Below are 17,392 nucleotides of genomic sequence, written 5' to 3'. Positions count from 1 at the left end.
GCAAACACGACGGAGAACGACCGTTCTCCGCAGCGTGGCCGACGCCGCCGCAGCGCGGCAGGGCCACGTGCCGCAGCGTGGAGACACGTAGTGCCGCAGCGTGGAGCCACGCGTCCGACGACAGGGGACCGCCATGTCCGACCAGACCTCCGCAGCCGCCCACGCCCTGCCCGTCCCGGTGCTGGAGCCCGCCGCCCGGGCCTTCGCCGAGGCCACCGCCAAGCCGCCGTTCCTCTTCGACCTCCCGCCCGCCGAGGGCCGCGCCGCCGTCGACGACGTGCAGTCGGGCCTGACCGTCAAGCCCGAGGTGGACGAGGAGTGGACGACCGTCGAGGGCGGGCCCACCGGTTCGGTCGACGTCAGGATCGTCAAGCCGCTCGGCACCTCGGGCCCGCTGCCCGTCGTGCTGTACGTGCACGGCGCGGGCTGGGTCTTCGGCAACGCCCGCACCCACGACCGGCTGGTGCGCGAACTGGCCGTCGGCACCGGCGCGGCCGTGGTCTTCCCCGAGTACGCGCTCTCCCCCGAGGCGCGCTACCCGGTCGCGCTGGAGCAGAACTACGCGGTCGCCCGCTGGATCACCACCGAAGGCGGCACGAAGGGTCTCGACGGCACCCGGCTCGCGGTCGCCGGCGACTCGGTCGGCGGCAACATGGCGACCGCGCTCACCCTGCTGGCCAAGGACCGCGGTGACGCGGCGTTCCGGCAGCAGGTGCTGTTCTACCCGGTCACCGACGCGTCGTTCGACACCGGCTCGTACCGGCAGTTCGCCACCGGGTACTTCCTGCGGCGCGAGGGGATGCAGTGGTTCTGGGACCAGTACACGACCGACCCCGCGCAGCGCGCCGAGATCACCGCCTCGCCGCTGCGGGCCACCACCGAGCAGCTGGCCGGGCTGCCGCCGGCGCTGGTGATCACCGCCGAGGCGGACGTCCTGCGCGACGAGGGCGAGGCCTACGCGGGCAAGCTGCGCGAGGCGGGTGTCGCCGTGACGTCGGTGCGGTACGGGGGCGTCATCCACGACTTCGTGATGCTGGACGCGCTGCGCGAGACGCACGCGGCGGGCGCCGCGATCGCCCAGGCCGTCGCCACACTGCGGACCGCGCTGGCGGCGTGAGCGCGGTCCCTCCGGGCCTTGAGGGGTCGCGGCGGGGTTCTGCGGTGTGCGAGGTCGCGGGGTGGGCGCGCGGCCGCGGCGCCCGCGCTCCGTCCGCCCCACTCCGCCCTGCGCCCCGCCCACCCCGCGTTTCCACCGGAAGCGTTCCCACTGAGAAAGAGAAGAGGCTGCCCGTCATGACCTCCCCCGCCCGTCCTCCCGTTCCGCCGTTCACGCGCGAGACCGCGCTGCTCAAGGTCCAGGCGGCCGAGGACGCCTGGAACACCCGCGATCCGGAGAAGGTCGCGCTCGCCTACACGCCCGACTCGGTCTGGCGCAATCGCGACACCTTCGTCACCGGCCGCGCGGCCATCGTCGAGCTGCTGACCGCCAAGTGGGAGCGGGAGCTGGACTACGCGCTGCGCAAGGAGCTGTGGGCGTTCGACGGCGACCGGATCGCCGTCCGCTTCCAGTACGAGTGCCGCGACCGCGACGGCCAGTGGTGGCGCAGCCACGGCAACGAGCTGTGGGAGTTCGCCGCGAGCGGCCTGATGTCGCGCCGCGAGGCGAGCATCGACGACGTCCGCATCGCGGAGTCCGACCGCCGGATCCGCGGGCCCCGGCCGAACTCCGAGCGCGGCGTGACGCTTCCGTTGAGCTGACGCGCGCCCTCACTCCGGAGGGTGACCGAGTTGTCCACAGACCCGGTCCTGTCCCCAGATGTCCGGCGCCCGTCCCGCGCCCCTCGCGGGTCTCCTAGAGTGGCGGCATGACCTCCCCGGAACCGTACGAGAAGTACGAGACGTACCCGACGTACGAGCCCTCCGAGCCGGGCGAGCCGTACGAGCCGTTCGATCCCTTCGACGGTGCCGACGCGTACGAGCCGCCGCACGAGGAGGGGCCGTACGAGGACGAGCCGCGCGTGTGGCCGGGGGCGGACGACGAGGCGCCGGCCGCCTCGCGGCCCGCCTACGGCGACGCCTCCGACGTGCTGCGCCGCGTCTTCGGTTACGACTCGTTCCGGGGTGAGCAGCAGGCGATCATCGACCACGTGGTCGGCGGCGGCGACGCCCTCGTGCTGATGCCGACCGGCGGCGGCAAGTCGTTGTGCTACCAGATCCCGGCCCTGGTGCGCGACGGCGTGGGCGTCGTCATCTCGCCGCTGATCGCGCTGATGCAGGACCAGGTGGACGCCCTGCGCGCGCTGGGCGTGCGCGCCGGGTTCCTCAACTCGACGCAGGACATGGACGAACGGCGGTTGGTGGAGGCCGAGTTCCTCGCCGGGGAGCTGGACCTGCTCTACCTCGCGCCGGAGCGGCTGCGGGTCGACGCCACGCTGCGGCTGCTGGAGCGCGGCCGGATCTCGCTGTTCGCGATCGACGAGGCGCACTGCGTCGCCCAGTGGGGCCACGACTTCCGGCCCGACTACCTCGCGCTGTCGCAGCTGCACGAACGCTGGCCGACGGTGCCCCGGATCGCGCTCACCGCGACGGCCACCGAGGCCACGCACGCCGAGATCGCGCAGCGGCTCAAGCTCGGCGACGCGCGGCACTTCGTGGCCAGCTTCGACCGGCCCAACATCCAGTACCGCATCGTGCCCAAGAACGAGCCGAAGAAGCAGTTGCTGGACCTGCTGCGCGCCGAGCACCCGGGCGACGCGGGCATCGTCTACTGCCTCTCGCGCGCCTCGGTGGAGAAGACCGCCGCGTTCCTGGTGGAGAACGGCATCGAGGCGCTGCCGTACCACGCGGGCCTGGACGCGTCGACCCGCGCCCGGCACCAGGCGCGGTTCCTGCGCGAGGACGGCCTGGTCATGGTCGCCACCATCGCGTTCGGCATGGGCATCGACAAGCCGGACGTGCGCTTCGTCGCCCACCTCGACCTGCCGAAGTCCATCGAGGGCTACTACCAGGAGACCGGCCGCGCCGGGCGTGACGGACTGCCGTCCACGGCCTGGCTGGCCTACGGGCTCCAGGACGTCGTGCAGCAGCGCAAGATGATCGACACCTCGGAGGGGGACGACGCCCACCGCCGCAGGCTCGCCGCCCACCTGGACGCGATGCTGGCGCTGTGCGAGACGGTGGAGTGCCGCCGGGCGCGGCTGCTCGCGTACTTCGGGCAGAAGGCCGAGGCCGCCTCGTGCGGCAACTGCGACACCTGCCTGACCCCGCCGCAGTCCTGGGACGGCACGATCGCGGCGCAGAAGCTGCTGTCGACGGTGGTGCGGCTCAAGCGGGAGCGCAACCAGAAGTTCGGCGCGGGCCAGATCATCGACATCCTGCTGGGCAGGAAGACCGCCAAGGTCATCCAGTTCGACCACGACGCGCTCAGCGTCTTCGGCATCGGCACGGAACTGCGCGAGGCCGAATGGCGCGGCGTCATACGGCAGTTGCTCGCGCAGGGCCTGCTGGCGGTGGAAGGCGACTACGGCACGCTGGTGCTGACCGACGCCAGCGCCGAGGTGCTGGGCGGCCGCCGCGAGGTGCCGCTGCGCCGCGAGCCGGAGAAGGCGGCGCGCGCGACGAGGTCCTCCGGCGGCGGCACGAAGGCCAGGCGGGCCCCGGTCGACCTTCCGCAGGAGGCGGTCGGCGTCTTCGAGCACCTGCGCGTCTGGCGGGCGGCGACCGCCAAGGAGCAGGGCGTCCCGGCCTACGTGATCTTCCACGACGCGACGCTGCGGGAGATCGCGGTGACCGGGCCGACGACGCTGGACGAGTTGGGCGGCATCAGCGGCGTCGGTGAGAACAAGCTCGCCAAGTACGGGCAGCCCATCCTGGACGCGCTGTCCGAACTGGCCGCCCCGGCCGGCCCGCCCGCCACCGCCTCGGCGACCGGCCCCGCTTCACCGACCGGCCCCGCCGAGCCGATCGCCGAGGAGACCTCATGACCGCCGACGACGACCGCTGCCCCTGGGCCTCCGGCGGCTCCGAGCTGATGACCGCGTACCACGACACCGAGTGGGGCGTGCCCTCCCACGACGAGGGCTACCTCTTCGAACTGCTGCTGCTCGAAGGGGCGCAGGCCGGGCTGTCGTGGAACACGGTGCTCAACAAGCGGGAGAACTACCGTGCCGCGCTGGACGGTTTCGACCCGCGCCGGATCGTCGAGTACGGGCCGGAGAAGCTGGAGGCCCTGCTCGCCGACCCGGGCATCGTGCGCAACCGGCTCAAGGTGGCGTCCGTGGTGAAGAACGCGCGGGCCTTCCTCGCCGTGCAGGACGAATACGGCTCGTTCGACGCGTACCTGTGGGGCTGGGTGGACGGCGTGCCGGTCGCCGACCGCCCGGAGCCCGGGCAGGCGCCGCCCGCCAGCACGCCGTTGTCGGACCGGATCGCGAAGGACCTCAAGAAGCGCGGCTTCACCTTCGTCGGCACCACGATCGTCTACGCGTACCTGCAGGCGGTCGGCGTCGTCAACGGCCACACGACCGCCTGCCCGGCGGGCGACCGGGGTCAGCAGTTGGTGTAGCCGGCGCCGTCCTTGGGCCAGGAGCAGGTGTCGATGGAGGTGCCGCGCCCGTTGCGCAGATAGGCGGTGTCGCCGGTGTTGTTCCAGATGTGCCAGCCGGAGCCCCAGTAGAGGTTGGCCCCGCTGTCGCGACCCTTCCCGGAGTAGAGCCAGAGGCTGTGCCCGGCAGGCAGGGAGTAGGAGCCGAAGGTGTAGACGTGTCCGGCCTTGTCGCGGACCGTCCAGCCCTTGAGGTTCTCTGTGTACGACTTGGAGTTCGTGATCTTCACGTACTCGCCGTTGACGTTGGCGGACGTGTCCTTGCCGGGGGCGTCGTACTGGATCCGGGAGAAGTGCACGGTCGGGGTGGCCGCCGTGGAGGGTGCCGCCGCGCATATGACCGCAGCGGCGCCCACCGCCGCGATCGAGGACATTCTGCGTACGCGCATGCGCGGGCCTTTCTGGGAGGCCCTGTTCGTCGACAGGGAGGACCGGGCTTCCGGCCGAGTGGCCGAAAGGGATCCACATCGTAGGGAGACGTATCCGTGGCGGGGAGCGTTTTCGGGACATCGGCGGCGGTCGGCCGCCGGACCGGCCATGACCGCCCTGCGCGCCTGTGGATCCACTCCGCGCGCCCGTCGGCCTGTTCCGCGACGCGACGCGACGGCGATTCCCCGACCCGGTGCGGGGGCCACACCGGTTCACACCGGTTCTTCCCGTGCCCGGGACCCCATGGCCGTGGGCGCTCAGAGACGCCGATCAGCGTGAGGGCGTCTCCGGGAATACCCCCTAGGGGTATAGGGTTACAGCTGGCACGGACGATGGACGGCGGCGTGGACGGGAGTGAGCGGGGATGAGTACGGCGACCACCGCGCAGGGCGCGACCGAGCTGGAGATCGGCGGGATGACGTGCGCGTCCTGCGCGGCCCGGATCGAGAAGAAGCTCAACCGGATGGACGGCGTCAGCGCCAGCGTCAACTACGCCACCGAGCGCGCCCGCGTCGAGCACTCCGCCGAGGTCGCCGTCGCCGACCTGATCGCCACCGTCGAGGCCACCGGCTACACCGCCACCCTGCCCGCGCCGCCGCGCCCCGCCCCCGGCAGCCGGACCGCGCCGGACGGCGAGGGCGACGCGGACGCCGCGGCGGGGGCCGCCGACCCCGAGCTGACCGCGTTGCGCCAGCGGCTGGTGACCGCCGTCGTGCTGGCCGTGCCGGTGATCGCGATGGCCATGGTCCCGGCCCTGCAGTTCCGCAACTGGCAGTGGCTCTCGCTCGCGCTGGCCGGGCCGGTCGTGGCCTACGCCGCCTGGCCGTTCCACCGCGCCGCCTGGACCAACCTGCGGCACGGCGCGGCCACCATGGACACACTGGTCTCGGTCGGCACGCTGGCCGCGTTCGGCTGGTCGGTGTGGGCCCTGTTCTTCGGCGACGCGGGCATGCCCGGGATGAAGCACGCCTTCGAGCTGTCGGTCTCCCGCGGCGATCCGGGCCGCGACATCTACCTGGAGGCCGCCGCGGGCGTGACCGCGTTCATCCTGGCCGGGCGGTACTTCGAGGCGCGGGCCAAGCGCCGGGCCGGTGCCGCGCTGCGGGCCCTGCTGCACCTGGGCGCCAAGGACGTGGCCGTGCTGCGCGACGGCGCCGAAGTCCGGGTCCCCTTGGCGGAGTTGGCGGTCGGCGACCGGTTCGTGGTGCGGCCCGGGGAGAAGATCGCGACGGACGGCGTGGTGCGCGAGGGCACCTCGGCGGTGGACGCCTCGATGCTCACCGGCGAGTCCGTGCCGGTCGAGGTGGGTCCCGGCGACGCGGTGGCCGGGGCGACCGTCAACGCGGGCGGCAGGCTGGTCGTCGAGGCCACCCGGATCGGCGCCGACACCCAACTCGCCCGGATGGCCCGCCTGGTGGAGGAGGCGCAGAACGGCAAGGCGGCGGCGCAGCGGCTCGCGGACCGGGTCTCGGCGGTCTTCGTGCCGGTCGTCATCGCGTTGTCGCTGGCGACGCTCGCCGGGTGGCTGGTGTTCGGCGGAGGCGGCGCGGCCCAGGCGTTCACCGCGGCCGTCGCGGTGCTGATCATCGCCTGCCCGTGCGCGCTGGGCCTGGCCACGCCGACCGCGCTGATGGTCGGCACCGGTCGCGGTGCCCAGCTGGGCATCCTGATCAAGGGGCCCGAGGTGCTGGAGACCACCCGTGGCGTGGACACGATCGTCCTGGACAAGACCGGCACCGTGACCACCGGCACGATGACGCTGACCGGCGTGCACCTCGCCGAGGGCGAGTCGGCCGAGACCGTGCTGCGCCTCGCCGGGGCACTGGAGCACGCCTCGGAGCACCCGATCGCCCGCGCGATCGCCGCCGCCGCGGCCGAGCGCACCGGCACGCTGCCCCCGGTGACGGGGTTCGCCTCCGTGCCGGGTCTCGGCGTACGCGGCGAGGTCGACGGGCACGCGGTCCTGGCGGGCCGCGAGCGGCTGTTCACCGGCGAGCGGGACGCGTCGCGGGCCGCGCTGAAGGCCGAGGAAGCCGCCGCGCCGAAGGGCCCGGCCGAGGGGGCAGCAGCCCCGAAGACCTCAGCCCCCCGACCCGCGGCCCAAGACGCGGGCTCGCTGCCCGAAGGCCTCCGCGCCGCCAAGGCCGACGCCGAGACCCGCGGCGCCACCGCCGTGGTCGTCGGCTGGGACGGCCGGGCCCGCGCGGTCCTCGCCGTCGCCGACGCGGTGCGCCCGACCAGCGCCGAAGCCGTCCGCGCGCTGCGCGCCCTGGGCCTGACCCCGGTCCTGCTCACCGGTGACAACGCCGGCGTCGCCCACGCGGTCGCCGCCGAGGTCGGCATCGACGAGGTGATCGCGGAGGTGCTGCCCGAGCAGAAGGCCGCCGTCGTCGCTCGCCTCCAGGCCGAGGGCCGCTCGGTCGCGATGGTCGGCGACGGCGTCAACGACGCGGCCGCCCTGGCCCGCGCCGACCTGGGCCTGGCGATGGGCACCGGCACCGATGCCGCCATCGAGGCGGGCGACCTCACCCTGGTCCGCGGCGACCTGCGGGTGGCCGCCGACGCCATCCGGCTGGCCCGGCGCACGCTGCGCACCATCAAGGGCAATCTGTGGTGGGCCTTCGGCTACAACGTCGCCGCGCTGCCGCTGGCCGCCGCCGGGCTGCTCAACCCGATGATCGCGGGAGCGGCGATGGCGTTCTCCTCGGTCTTCGTGGTCGGCAACAGCCTGCGGCTGCGCGGGTTCCGCTCCGACGTAGGGTGAACGAGGACGGTCCCGTACCGGACACGTACCACGACGTAACCCGTCATGAGGAGCGAACGATGCCCGAGTCCGCCGCAGACCACTCCGTACGGCTCGACCGGCTGCCGCAGTGGGAGGCGCTGGCCAAGCACCGCGAGCAGTGGGGGGAGGTGGGGCTGCGCGAGCTGTTCGCCGACGACCCCGGGCGCGCCGAGCGCTACACCCTGACCGTCGGCGATCTGCACATCGACTACTCCAAGCACCTGGTCACCGACGAGACGCTGGCCCTGCTGCGCGAGCTGGCCGAGGTACGCCGGGTGGCGGAACTGCGCGAGGCGATGTTCCGCGGCGAGAAGATCAACGTCACCGAGGACCGCGCCGTCCTGCACACCGCGCTGCGCGCGCCGCTCGACACGGTGGTCGAGGTCGACGGCGAGAACGTGGTGCCCAGGGTGCACTCGGTCCTCAACAAGATGTCCGTCTTCGCCGACCGCGTCCGCTCCGGCGCCTGGACCGGCCACACCGGCAAGCGCATCCGCACCGTGGTCAACATCGGCATCGGCGGCTCCGACCTGGGCCCCGCGATGGCCTACGAGGTGCTGCGGCCCTACACCGCACGGGAGTTGACGTTCCGTTTCGTCTCCAACGTGGACGGCGCCGACCTGCACGAGGCGGTACGCGACCTCGACCCGGCCGAGACGCTGTTCATCATCGCGTCGAAGACCTTCACCACCATCGAGACCATCACCAACGCCACGTCCGCCCGCAGGTGGCTGCTCGACGGCCTCGGGGGCGACACGGCCGCGGTCGCCAAGCACTTCGTGGCGCTGTCCACCAACGCGGAGAAGGTCGCCGACTTCGGCATCGACACCGACAACATGTTCGAGTTCTGGGACTGGGTCGGCGGGCGCTACTCGTACGACTCGGCGATCGGCCTGTCGCTGATGATCGCCATCGGCCCGGACCACTTCCGCGAGATGCTGGCCGGTTTCCACCTGGTCGACGAGCACTTCCGCACCGCCCCCGCCGCCGAGAACGCGCCGCTGCTGCTGGGCCTGCTGGGCGTGTGGTACGGCAACTTCCACGACGCGCAGTCGCACGCGGTGCTCCCCTACAGCCACTACCTGTCCCGCTTCACCGCCTACCTCCAGCAGCTCGACATGGAGTCCAACGGCAAGTCGGTGGACCGCGGGGGCGAGCACGTGCGCTGGCAGACCGGGCCCGTGGTGTGGGGCACGCCGGGCACCAACGGGCAGCACGCGTACTACCAGTTGATCCACCAGGGCACGAAGCTGATCCCCGCCGACTTCATCGGCTTCGCCAACCCGATCGCGGAACTGGGCGAGTTCGCCGGTCAGCACGACCTGCTGATGGCCAACTTCTTCGCCCAGACGCAGGCGCTGGCGTTCGGCAAGACCCCGCAGGAGGTGCGGGCCGAGGGCGTCCCGGAGGAGCTGGTCGCGCACAAGACCTTCCGCGGCAACCACCCGACCACCACCATCCTGGCCAAGGAGCTGACCCCCTCGGTCCTCGGCCAGCTGGTCGCCCTCTACGAGCACAAGGTCTTCACCCAGGGCGCCATCTGGAACATCGACTCCTTCGACCAGTGGGGCGTCGAGCTGGGCAAGGTCCTGGCCAAGCGGGTCGAGCCCGCGCTGACCGAGGGCGCCGAGGTCCCGGGCCTGGACGCCTCCACCCAGGCGCTGGTCAAGCGCTACCGCGAGCTGCGCGGCCGCTGAGCGCTCCGCGGTGACGCCGGACGGCCCGGCGGTGCGTTGACGCACCGCCGGGCCGTTCGCCGTCGACTCGCGGGCGCTCGCCCATAATCGCGGCATGGGCATCCTGCGCGCGGCGCCGCGAGCGGTGGGGCATTACGTCCGGCGCGCTCCGGGCACCTTCGTGTGGCTGGCGATCCTGCTGATCACCACCCACGTGGTGCGCCACCTGTCGCCCGGCTTCGAGAACCGCTTCCTGGAGCGGCGGTCCACCAACATCCACAACCTGTGGAAGGACCCGGTCCGCGTCCTGATCGGCAGCGCGATGTACCTCGACGGCGGCAGCTGGCTGTTCTACTTCGTGCTCTACAACCTCTTCCACGTGCCCGCGGAACGCTGGCTGGGCACCGGACGCTGGCTCGCCGTCTGCGCGGTCGCGCACGTGGGCGCCACGTACCTCAGCGAGGGCGTGCTGCTGCTGGCCATCCACTTCGGCCACGCGCCTCACCATGACGTGTTCGTGCGCGACATCGGCGTCTCGTACGCGCTGGCGGGCGTGCAGGGCGTGCTGACCTTCCGGATGCCGTGGCGGTGGACGCGCTGGGCCTACGGCTTGTGCGTGCTCGCGTTCTACGGCGCGGCGCTCGTCCAAGGCCGCACCTTCACCGACGTCGGCCACTTCACGGCGGTGCTGCTGGGCATGGCCTGCTGGCCGGCGGGGCGATGGTGGGCGGCCCGGCACGGTACGCCGGGGGCCACGGCGCACTGGAACGACGGGAGCGCCGGCGGAAACGACGGAAGCGGCGGCGCACCCCCCTCGGGGTGAACCGCCGCTCCCGGTGCCTGAACGGGGCTTCCGCCCTGTCCTCGATCGGCCTTCGCTCGGCCTTCGCTCGGCCTTCGGTCAGCCGAGACGCGTCAGCTTGTCGCCGAAGCCCGGCGCGGACATCGCCGACTGCAACGCCACCGGCACCTGCGTCTTCGCGGTCCCGCTGCCGAAGCTGAGGGTGCCCACGTCGGTGCCCGCGGCGGCCTGGTGCGGCACCTTCTTGCCGTCCACCGACAGCGACAGCCGCGCCTTCATGCCCGGCCAGCCGATCGCCTGGAGGTCGGCGGCCGCCACCACCGGGTCCTTGCCGCCCAGGCCGTTGTCGACGTAGCCGACGACCTCGCCCTTCTTCACGACGGTGGCCGACTCCAGCGTCGACTGCATGGTCGTGATCAGCTTGTCGCTGGCCTGAAGCGCCTTCTGGAGGCTGGCGTCGACCGTGGTGCCGCTCTGCTGGCCCATCACGACGCCCAGGATCAGCTGGGTCCTGCCGTTGACGTTCTTCTCCGCGGCCCACATCAGGTTGCCGCCCGCCGGGGTGGACGAGCCGGTCTTGATGCCGACGACGCCCGGGTTCACCAGCAGGTTGTTGTTGTTGAAGATCCGGCCGACGTTGGGGATCTGGATGTTCGGGATGGAGACCACGTCACGGAAGGCCTGGATGCCCATGGCCGCGGCCGCCACCTTCAGCTGGTCGGTCGCCGTGCTCTTGGTGGTCGCCTCCAGACCGCTGGGGTCCGTGTACGTGGTGCGGGTCATCCCGAGCTGCTGCGCGGCCGAGTTCATCTTCTTGACGAACGCGTCGTCGGTGCCCGCGTCCCAACGTCCCAGCAGGCGCGCGATGTTGTTGCCCGAGGGGATCATCAGCATTTCGAGCATCTGGCGCTCGGTGTAGGTCTGGCCCTTCTGCACCGGCACCGTCGACTCGTCGACGTTCTTGGCCTGCTGCGCGGCCTCCGCGTCGATGGGGATCGTCGGCCCGTTGGCGCCCTTGGCCAGCGGGTGGTCGCGCAGCACGAGGTACGCGGTCATGGTCTTGGCCATGCTCGCGGTCGGCGCGGGCGTCTGGTCGCCGTACGTGCCGACCGCGCCCAGGCCCTGGACCTCGACGGCCGCCTGCCCCTGACCCGGCCACGGCGGGGTCAGCGTGCCGCCGCTGAAGGTGTACGACGGGGCGGCCGTCAGCGACAGCGTCGGCGTGGGCAGCGGACGCACCGCCTGCACCACGCAGAAGACGATCGCGAGCAGCACGACAAGCGGCGTCCAGATCTTCACCCGGCGCACGAGTGTGCGGGCCAGGGTCGGCGGGGGCGGCGGCGTGTTCGTCAGCTCGGCCAGCAGCTTCAGCGGCTCCGCCGGGTCCGGGGGCAGCGGCTGCTGCTTGGTCCGCTCGACGCGGGGCGGCTCGGCGGGGGCGGAGGGTGCGGCCGGGGCGGGGGGCTCGGCGGGCTTCGCCTTGGACGCGGGTTCGGGGGCTCGCTCGGGCTCGGCGTCGGCCTCCGACTTGGACGCGGGCGCGGGCTTGGGTTCGGGTTCGGGTTCGGGTTCGGGCTTCGCCGGGGTGGCAGGCGCGGGCGCGGGCTTCGCCTTGGTGGCGGACTCGGGCTCGGCCTTGGCGGCGGTCTCGGCTTCAGCGGCGGGGGCGGGCTTGGCTTCGGCGGCGGCCTCGGCTCCAGCGGCGGGCTCGACCTCGGACTTGGCCTTCGGTTCGCCCTCGGGCTCCGACTTCTCGTCTGCCTCGGCCTCAGCCTCCGCCTTCGGTTCCGGCGCGCTTGCGGCTCCCGCCTTCGCGGCAGCCGCCGCTACGGGCGCGGCCTCGCCGGAAGCCTCGTCCTCGTCCCCGTCGCCGCTCTCACGAGAGGGGTCGACAGCCTGCGCGCCGGAGGCGTCCTCGGCGGGAGCATTGGCACCGGAGGCGTCTTCCGCGGCGGGGTCGCCGTCCGCCGCGTCCGCCGTCTCGTCGTCTTCCGCCGTATCGGTGTCCGACGTGTCGTCCACCTCGGTGACGTCCCGCGCCGCACCGCTTTCCGTTGAATCGTCCGCATCGCCGTCACCCTGCGGCGAAGATGCGCTACGCTTCGTGTCCGAATCCGCAGCCCGTTCGCGGTCGTGATCGCGTTCCGCGTCGGGTGCGGGAGCGGCGGGGGGAACCGTCTCCCCGTCCACCCGTACCGCCAGCCGCGGATCCGCGGTAGCCGTCACCTTCGCCGTCTCCCCCGACGACTGCCGCTCTTCCGCCCTGCCGGGGGACTCGCCCGCCACTCAAACCTCCCGTTGACATCGCACGGGACGCCGCCGCGGCGCCCCGCTACCCGTGTTCAAGCCAGTGTCCTGTGCTTCCCTGTGCCCCGGTCCACCGACCCGCCGGTACGCCCCTCCAGGCACCACCCACCCGGTAGACGAGAACGACATACCTACCGGTTCCCGTAGATAAGGCAGAGGCACTCTCGACACATCGGTGTGAGAGGCGTCACCCTGTCATTCATCCACGCGGGGAGGCATGGATGGGCAGGAGCCGCAGAACAATTCCGGAGGAGCTACTGCTGCTCGCCCTGGACCCGGCCACCGGGACCACGGCGCAGCCACAGTCGCTCGACCTAGGTCTGGCCGGGGCTCAGCTAGTGGAGCTGGCCCTGGCGGGACGAATAGCCCCTGACGGGGATCGTATCGCCGTGGTGCACCCACGGCCGACAGGTGATCCGACTCTGGACACCGCGCTGGAACTGCTGCGCAGGCGCGGCAGCCCGGTGCGCGCGGTCCACTGGATCGGCGGGCCCCGGCTGGGGCTGCGCCAGACGTATCTCGCGCACTTGGAACGGTGCGACATGGTGCACGCCGTGCCGGGCCAGATGTGCGGGGTGCTGCCGACCACCCGCTACCAGGCGACCGACAGCGAGGTCAGCCGGGAGATACGCGCCCGGCTGGACAACGCGATCCGCACCGGCGTGCCGCCGGACCCGCGGACCGCGGCGCTGGCCGCGCTGGCGCACGCGGTCGGCCTCGGCAAGCATCTCTACCCCGGTAACGAGGGCCGGTCCTCGCGATCGCGCCTGCGTGACCTGATCAGGTACGACCCCATGGGCGGCCTGGTGGCGCACGCCGTGATGGACGTCCAGAACGGTGTCGCCGTCCAGCCCCGCCGAGCACCCGCCCAGGGGCCCGCGGCCGCGCCGCGCGGTGCCGGGCGCGGCATGGCCCGGGCCGGAGCACGCTGACCCCGGGACAACGGAAGACCGGAACCGCCGGGACGCGCGGCGTGCCGGGACACCTCGTTGGAGGGTGCCCGGCGCGCCGCGCGTCCCGGCGTGCGCCCCTCCGGAACCGGGGTGGCCGACCGGCGTTCGGCCGCCGTAAGGCAAAGGTCCGCCCAAACCGTTGCGCCCGTTTGCCAGCGCGGGCCACACCGTTGGTGGCAGGCTGCTGACCGGTAGTACACCCGTAGTACAAAGCGCCGGTGCGCGAGCCCGGGCGCGGCTGGTCGTACGCGGGTCGGTCGTAGGCGAAAGGTGCGGGTCGTGGCGTCCAGCGTCAATCCAACTGTCAGGCGGCGCCGGCTGGGCTCGGAGCTGCGCAAGCTGCGTGAGCAGAAGGGCATGACGGCCGAGGAGGTCGCCGCGCGCCTGCTGGTGTCGCAGTCGAAGATCAGCCGCCTGGAGAACGGCCGGCGCAGCATCAGCCAGCGCGACGTGCGCGACCTGTGCGGCGTCTACGGGGTCGAGGACCACCGGGTCGTGGACTCGCTGATGCAGATGGCCAAGGAGTCGCGCCAGCAGGGCTGGTGGCACGCCTTCGGCGACGTCCCGTACAGCGTCTACATCGGCCTGGAGACCGACGCCGCCTCACTGCGCGTCTACGAGTCGCTGGTCGTGCCGGGGCTGCTCCAGACGCCGGAGTACGCCCGGGCGGTCATCGAGGGCATGTGGCCGGAGAACACCACCGCCGAGATCGAGAAGCGCACCAAGGTGCGGCTCAAGCGGCAGGACCGCATCACCGACCCGGTCAACCCGATGCGGTACTGGGCGGTGGTCGACGAGGCCGCGCTGCGCCGGGTGACCGGGGACGAGCGCATCATGAGCGACCAGATGCAGCATCTGGTCAAGTGCAGCTCGATGCCGCACGTCACGCTTCAGGTGCTGCCGTACAGCGTCGGCGCTCACCCGGGCATGTACGGGAAGTTCGCGATCCTGGAGTTCGAGGACGCGTCCGACGCGACGGTGGTCTACCTGGAGGGCGTCACCAGCGACCTGTACCTGGAGAAGCCCAACGACGTACACGACTACAGCATGATGTACGAGCACTTGAGGGCGCTGGCGCTCGGGCCCGACCAGTCGCGGCAGTTCATCATCGAACTCGCCGAGGAATACGCCCAGTAGCGCGAAGGCCGCAGGTTACACCGTACGCACGGCCTTCGGTGGCCCGAAGCGGAATATGCCATCCGGTCGAGTGAACAGCCCCTCCGGAGACTGATGTTGGCCGGTAGCGTCATCCGCGTCACGAGGGCGTCAACCGCCTCTCAGGCCACTCACACACCCGGAGCTGAAATGATCAAGCAGCCGAGCCGGCACGGTGTCACCGCGGCATGGAAGAAGTCGTCGTACTCGGGTGCGCACGGCGACTGCGTGGAGGTCCGCGCCCCGGGCCCGCGGACGATCGCGGTGCGCGACTCCAAGGACCCGCAGGGCCCCGCGCTCTCCTTCTCCTCGCAGGCGTGGACGGCGTTCGTGGCCGACGTCGAGGCAGGCGCGTTCGACCGCGGCTGACGCCGCGCGGCAGTACCCCCGAGCCCTCTCGTCTGGCCGCCGTCCTGGTCGAGGGGGCTCACCCACGCCCGCCTTCCCCGTGGGGGCCGCTCCTCTGACGGCCCGGTACATTCCGCGCCTTCGCCCGGGTAGGCGCCGGTCATGGACCGGATACTCGTCGGCACCTGCTCGTGGACCGACCGCGCCCTGCTGGACAGCGGCTGGTACCCGCCCTCCGCCCGCGACGCGGAGAGCCGGTTGCGGTACTACGCGAGCCGTTTCCCGGTGGTCGAGGTCGACGCCACCTACTACGGCCTGCCGAGCGCCCGCAACAGCGCGCTGTGGGCCGAACGGACGCCGGACGGCTTCGTCTTCGACGTCAAGGCGTTCTCCCTGATGACCGGCCACCCGACCCGGATCGCCGCGCTGCCCGCCGCGCTGCGGCCGTCCGGGCGCCCGCAGCGGATGCTGCGCCCCGGCGACGTGCCGCGGGGTGTGGTGGACGAGGTGTGGCGCAGGTTCCTCGACGGGGTGGAGCCGCTGCGGCGGGCCGGGCGGCTGGGCACCCTGCTCTTCCAGTTCCCGCCCTGGTTCGCCCCGGGCCCGCGCGCGACGGCGCACCTCGCCCTGTGCCGCGAACGCATCGGGGACCGGCCGATGGCGGTGGAGTTCCGGCATCCCGACTGGTGGCGGCCCGGCCGCCGCGAGCACACCGCCCGCACTTTGGCCGACCTGCGCTGTGCGGCCGTCTCCGTCGACACGGTCGAGGGCCCGGTCACGCCGCCGTGGGTCACCGCTCCCGGCCCGGCCGTGGTCCGCTTCCACGGCCGCAGTCCTTCCTGGGGCACGGGCAGCAAGGAGGACCGCTTCCGTCACGCGTACGGCACCGAGGAGTTGGAGTCGTGGCTGCCGCGTATCGACGCGCTGGCCCGGCAGGCGGACAGCGTCCACCTGGTCTTCAACAACTGCTGCGGCACGGCGGCGGTCCGTGCGGCGGAGACGATGCGCGAGCTGGCGGCGCGTGCCACGACGTCCGGGGCCCCGGCTCCGGGCTGAGCGGCGGCGGCGCGCGCCTCTTCACGGGGCGTCTGCCGCTCCTCACGTGACGGGGCGTCTGCCGCCTTCACGTGACGGCCTGCCTCACGCCCTCACGTTGCGGCCCGCCTCACGCGTTCGGGTAGCGGCGCAGCCAGCCGTCGCTGTGCAGGCCCGCCGACTGCGTCATCTCCATGGCGAAGTCGTCCGCCAGCGTCAACAGCGCGCCGCGTCCCTCCAGTTCGACCACCCACGCGGGCGGCAGCGCCGTCTCGCCGTGCTGGACGCCCAGGAGGTTGCCGCAGATCGAGCCCGTCGAGTCGCTGTCGCCGGAGTGGTTGACGGCCAGCAGCAGCCCGTGGCGCACGTCTTCGGCGACCAGCGCGCAGTACACCCCGATGGCCAGCGCCTCCTCCGCCGTCCAGCCCTCCCCCAGCGACTGCACGCGTTCCGGCGTGGGCAGCCCCTGCCGCACCGCGCCCAGCGCCGCGCGCAGCGCCTCCGTGGTCTCCTCGTGGCCGGGCTGCGGTGCCAGTTGGGCCAGCGCCCGCTGCACGGCGGCGTCCAGCGGCTCGCCGTGTGCCAGCGCGTGCACGATGACCGCGAAGGCACCCGCCGCCAGATATCCGGTGGGATGCCCGTGGGTCTGCGCGGCGCACTCCACCGCGAGCTGGAAGACCAGTCCCGGCTCCCAGCCGACCAGCAGGCCGAAGGGCGCCGAGCGCATCACCGTTCCGCACCCCTTGGACTGCGGGTTCTTCGGCGCGGCCGGCGTCCCCATCCGCTCGTCGCCCAGCCCGCTCAGGCACGCCTGCCCGGGCGCCCTGCGGGAGTAGAGCCACTCCTCGCGGGCCAGCCAGCCCTGGTCCTTCTTGCGTTCGTCCGGCCCCCAGTCGGCCTGCGTGCTCGCCCAGCGCAGGTAAGCCCGGTGCACGTCGGTCGGCGGGTGCCACACTCCGGCGTCCCGGCGTACGTGCGCCCGGATCAGGCCCTCCATCGTGAACATCGTCATCTGGGTGTCGTCGGTGATCGCGCCGCGCCTGCCGAAGGCCGGCACGTAGTCGGTCACGCCCGCGTCCCCGTGGGTGCGGCGGATGGCGTCCAGCGAGTCGAACTCGATGCCCGCGCCCAGCGCGTCGCCGATCGCCCCGCCCAGCAGACATCCGCGCACCCGGCTGCGGAAGTCCTGTTGCTGTGCCCGTCCCCATATCTCGTTCACGGTGGTGCTCCCCTCCCCGGTCCGGCGCGCAGCACTGTAATGGAACGGTGTAATGCACAGGTCAGCCTCGGCCAGGCGTA

At 72.5% G+C, this 17,392-nt stretch carries 14 protein-coding genes; 11 read left to right on the top strand and 3 right to left on the bottom strand.

Going from position 1 to position 17,392, the window contains the following annotated elements; all coding sequences use genetic code 11:
• The first annotated feature begins 133 nt into the window (after nt 1-133).
• The 4 genes from CK485_RS02040 (at nt 134) to CK485_RS02025 (ending at nt 4,564) form a co-directional block, all read left to right on the top strand.
• Nucleotides 134-1,117, top strand: a complete 984-nt coding sequence (locus CK485_RS02040; protein ID WP_109446165.1) for an alpha/beta hydrolase — start codon at nt 134-136, stop codon at nt 1,115-1,117.
• Between the two features lie 176 nt (nt 1,118-1,293).
• On the top strand, nt 1,294-1,758 hold the full coding sequence (locus CK485_RS02035; RefSeq protein WP_109446163.1) for a nuclear transport factor 2 family protein: 465 nt from the start codon (nt 1,294-1,296) through the stop codon (nt 1,756-1,758).
• A gap of 107 nt (nt 1,759-1,865) precedes the next feature.
• The gene (recQ, locus tag CK485_RS02030) at nt 1,866-3,983 is read left to right on the top strand and encodes a DNA helicase RecQ (RefSeq protein ID WP_241968068.1); all 2,118 of its coding nucleotides are present in this window, start codon (nt 1,866-1,868) and stop codon (nt 3,981-3,983) included.
• Entirely contained in the window at nt 3,980-4,564 is a 585-nt protein-coding gene (locus tag CK485_RS02025; protein ID WP_109446161.1) for a DNA-3-methyladenine glycosylase I, read from the top strand. The genes recQ and CK485_RS02025 overlap by 4 nt, the downstream gene beginning before the upstream one ends.
• Here the strand turns inward: CK485_RS02025 and CK485_RS02020 are convergent.
• Nucleotides 4,549-4,992, bottom strand: coding sequence for a lamin tail domain-containing protein (locus tag CK485_RS02020; RefSeq protein ID WP_109446159.1), 444 nt, complete (start codon nt 4,990-4,992; stop codon nt 4,549-4,551). The genes CK485_RS02025 and CK485_RS02020 overlap by 16 nt on opposite strands.
• Before the next feature lie 404 nt (nt 4,993-5,396).
• Between CK485_RS02020 and CK485_RS02015 the strand changes: the two genes are divergently transcribed.
• From CK485_RS02015 to CK485_RS02005, 3 genes are all read left to right on the top strand, one after another.
• Nucleotides 5,397-7,796, top strand: a complete 2,400-nt coding sequence (locus CK485_RS02015) for a heavy metal translocating P-type ATPase (RefSeq protein WP_109446157.1) — start codon at nt 5,397-5,399, stop codon at nt 7,794-7,796.
• 59 nt (nt 7,797-7,855) lie between these two features.
• On the top strand, nt 7,856-9,514 hold the full coding sequence (gene pgi / locus CK485_RS02010; RefSeq protein WP_109446155.1) for a glucose-6-phosphate isomerase: 1,659 nt from the start codon (nt 7,856-7,858) through the stop codon (nt 9,512-9,514).
• Nucleotides 9,515-9,608: 94 nt separating this feature from the next.
• Entirely contained in the window at nt 9,609-10,316 is a 708-nt protein-coding gene (locus CK485_RS02005) for a rhomboid-like protein (protein WP_241968067.1), read from the top strand.
• Between the two features lie 78 nt (nt 10,317-10,394).
• Here CK485_RS02005 and CK485_RS02000 read toward each other — a convergent pair whose 3' ends face one another.
• Nucleotides 10,395-12,317 carry a D-alanyl-D-alanine carboxypeptidase gene (locus CK485_RS02000; RefSeq protein WP_342673447.1) on the bottom strand — a complete coding sequence of 641 codons (1,923 nt, stop codon included), beginning with the start codon at nt 12,315-12,317 and terminating at the stop codon, nt 10,395-10,397.
• A 506-nt stretch (nt 12,318-12,823) separates the two neighbouring features.
• Here CK485_RS02000 and CK485_RS01995 point away from each other — a divergent pair.
• The 4 genes from CK485_RS01995 (at nt 12,824) to CK485_RS01980 (ending at nt 16,114) form a co-directional block, all read left to right on the top strand.
• Complete coding sequence (locus tag CK485_RS01995; RefSeq protein ID WP_109446151.1) at nt 12,824-13,534, top strand: GPP34 family phosphoprotein; 711 nt, start codon at nt 12,824-12,826, stop codon at nt 13,532-13,534.
• Nucleotides 13,535-13,834: 300 nt separating this feature from the next.
• Nucleotides 13,835-14,692 (top strand): helix-turn-helix transcriptional regulator, encoded by an 858-nt coding sequence (locus CK485_RS01990; RefSeq protein ID WP_109446149.1) that lies wholly within the window; start codon nt 13,835-13,837, stop codon nt 14,690-14,692.
• Between the two features lie 168 nt (nt 14,693-14,860).
• Entirely contained in the window at nt 14,861-15,079 is a 219-nt protein-coding gene (locus CK485_RS01985; RefSeq protein ID WP_109446147.1) for a DUF397 domain-containing protein, read from the top strand.
• 141 nt (nt 15,080-15,220) lie between these two features.
• On the top strand, nt 15,221-16,114 hold the full coding sequence (locus CK485_RS01980; protein ID WP_109446145.1) for a DUF72 domain-containing protein: 894 nt from the start codon (nt 15,221-15,223) through the stop codon (nt 16,112-16,114).
• Nucleotides 16,115-16,223: 109 nt separating this feature from the next.
• On the opposite strand, the gene CK485_RS01975 is transcribed toward CK485_RS01980, so the two are convergent.
• Nucleotides 16,224-17,312 carry an ADP-ribosylglycohydrolase family protein gene (locus CK485_RS01975; protein ID WP_109446143.1) on the bottom strand — a complete coding sequence of 363 codons (1,089 nt, stop codon included), beginning with the start codon at nt 17,310-17,312 and terminating at the stop codon, nt 16,224-16,226.
• Nucleotides 17,313-17,392: the final 80 nt, after the last annotated feature.

The organism is Streptomyces sp. ICBB 8177 (assembly GCF_003144095.1).
In the GTDB taxonomy this organism is placed as follows: Bacteria; Actinomycetota; Actinomycetes; order Streptomycetales; family Streptomycetaceae; genus Streptantibioticus_D.
Note: the sequence above shows the minus strand (reverse complement) of the source record. Positions and strands in the feature narration are given on the sequence as shown.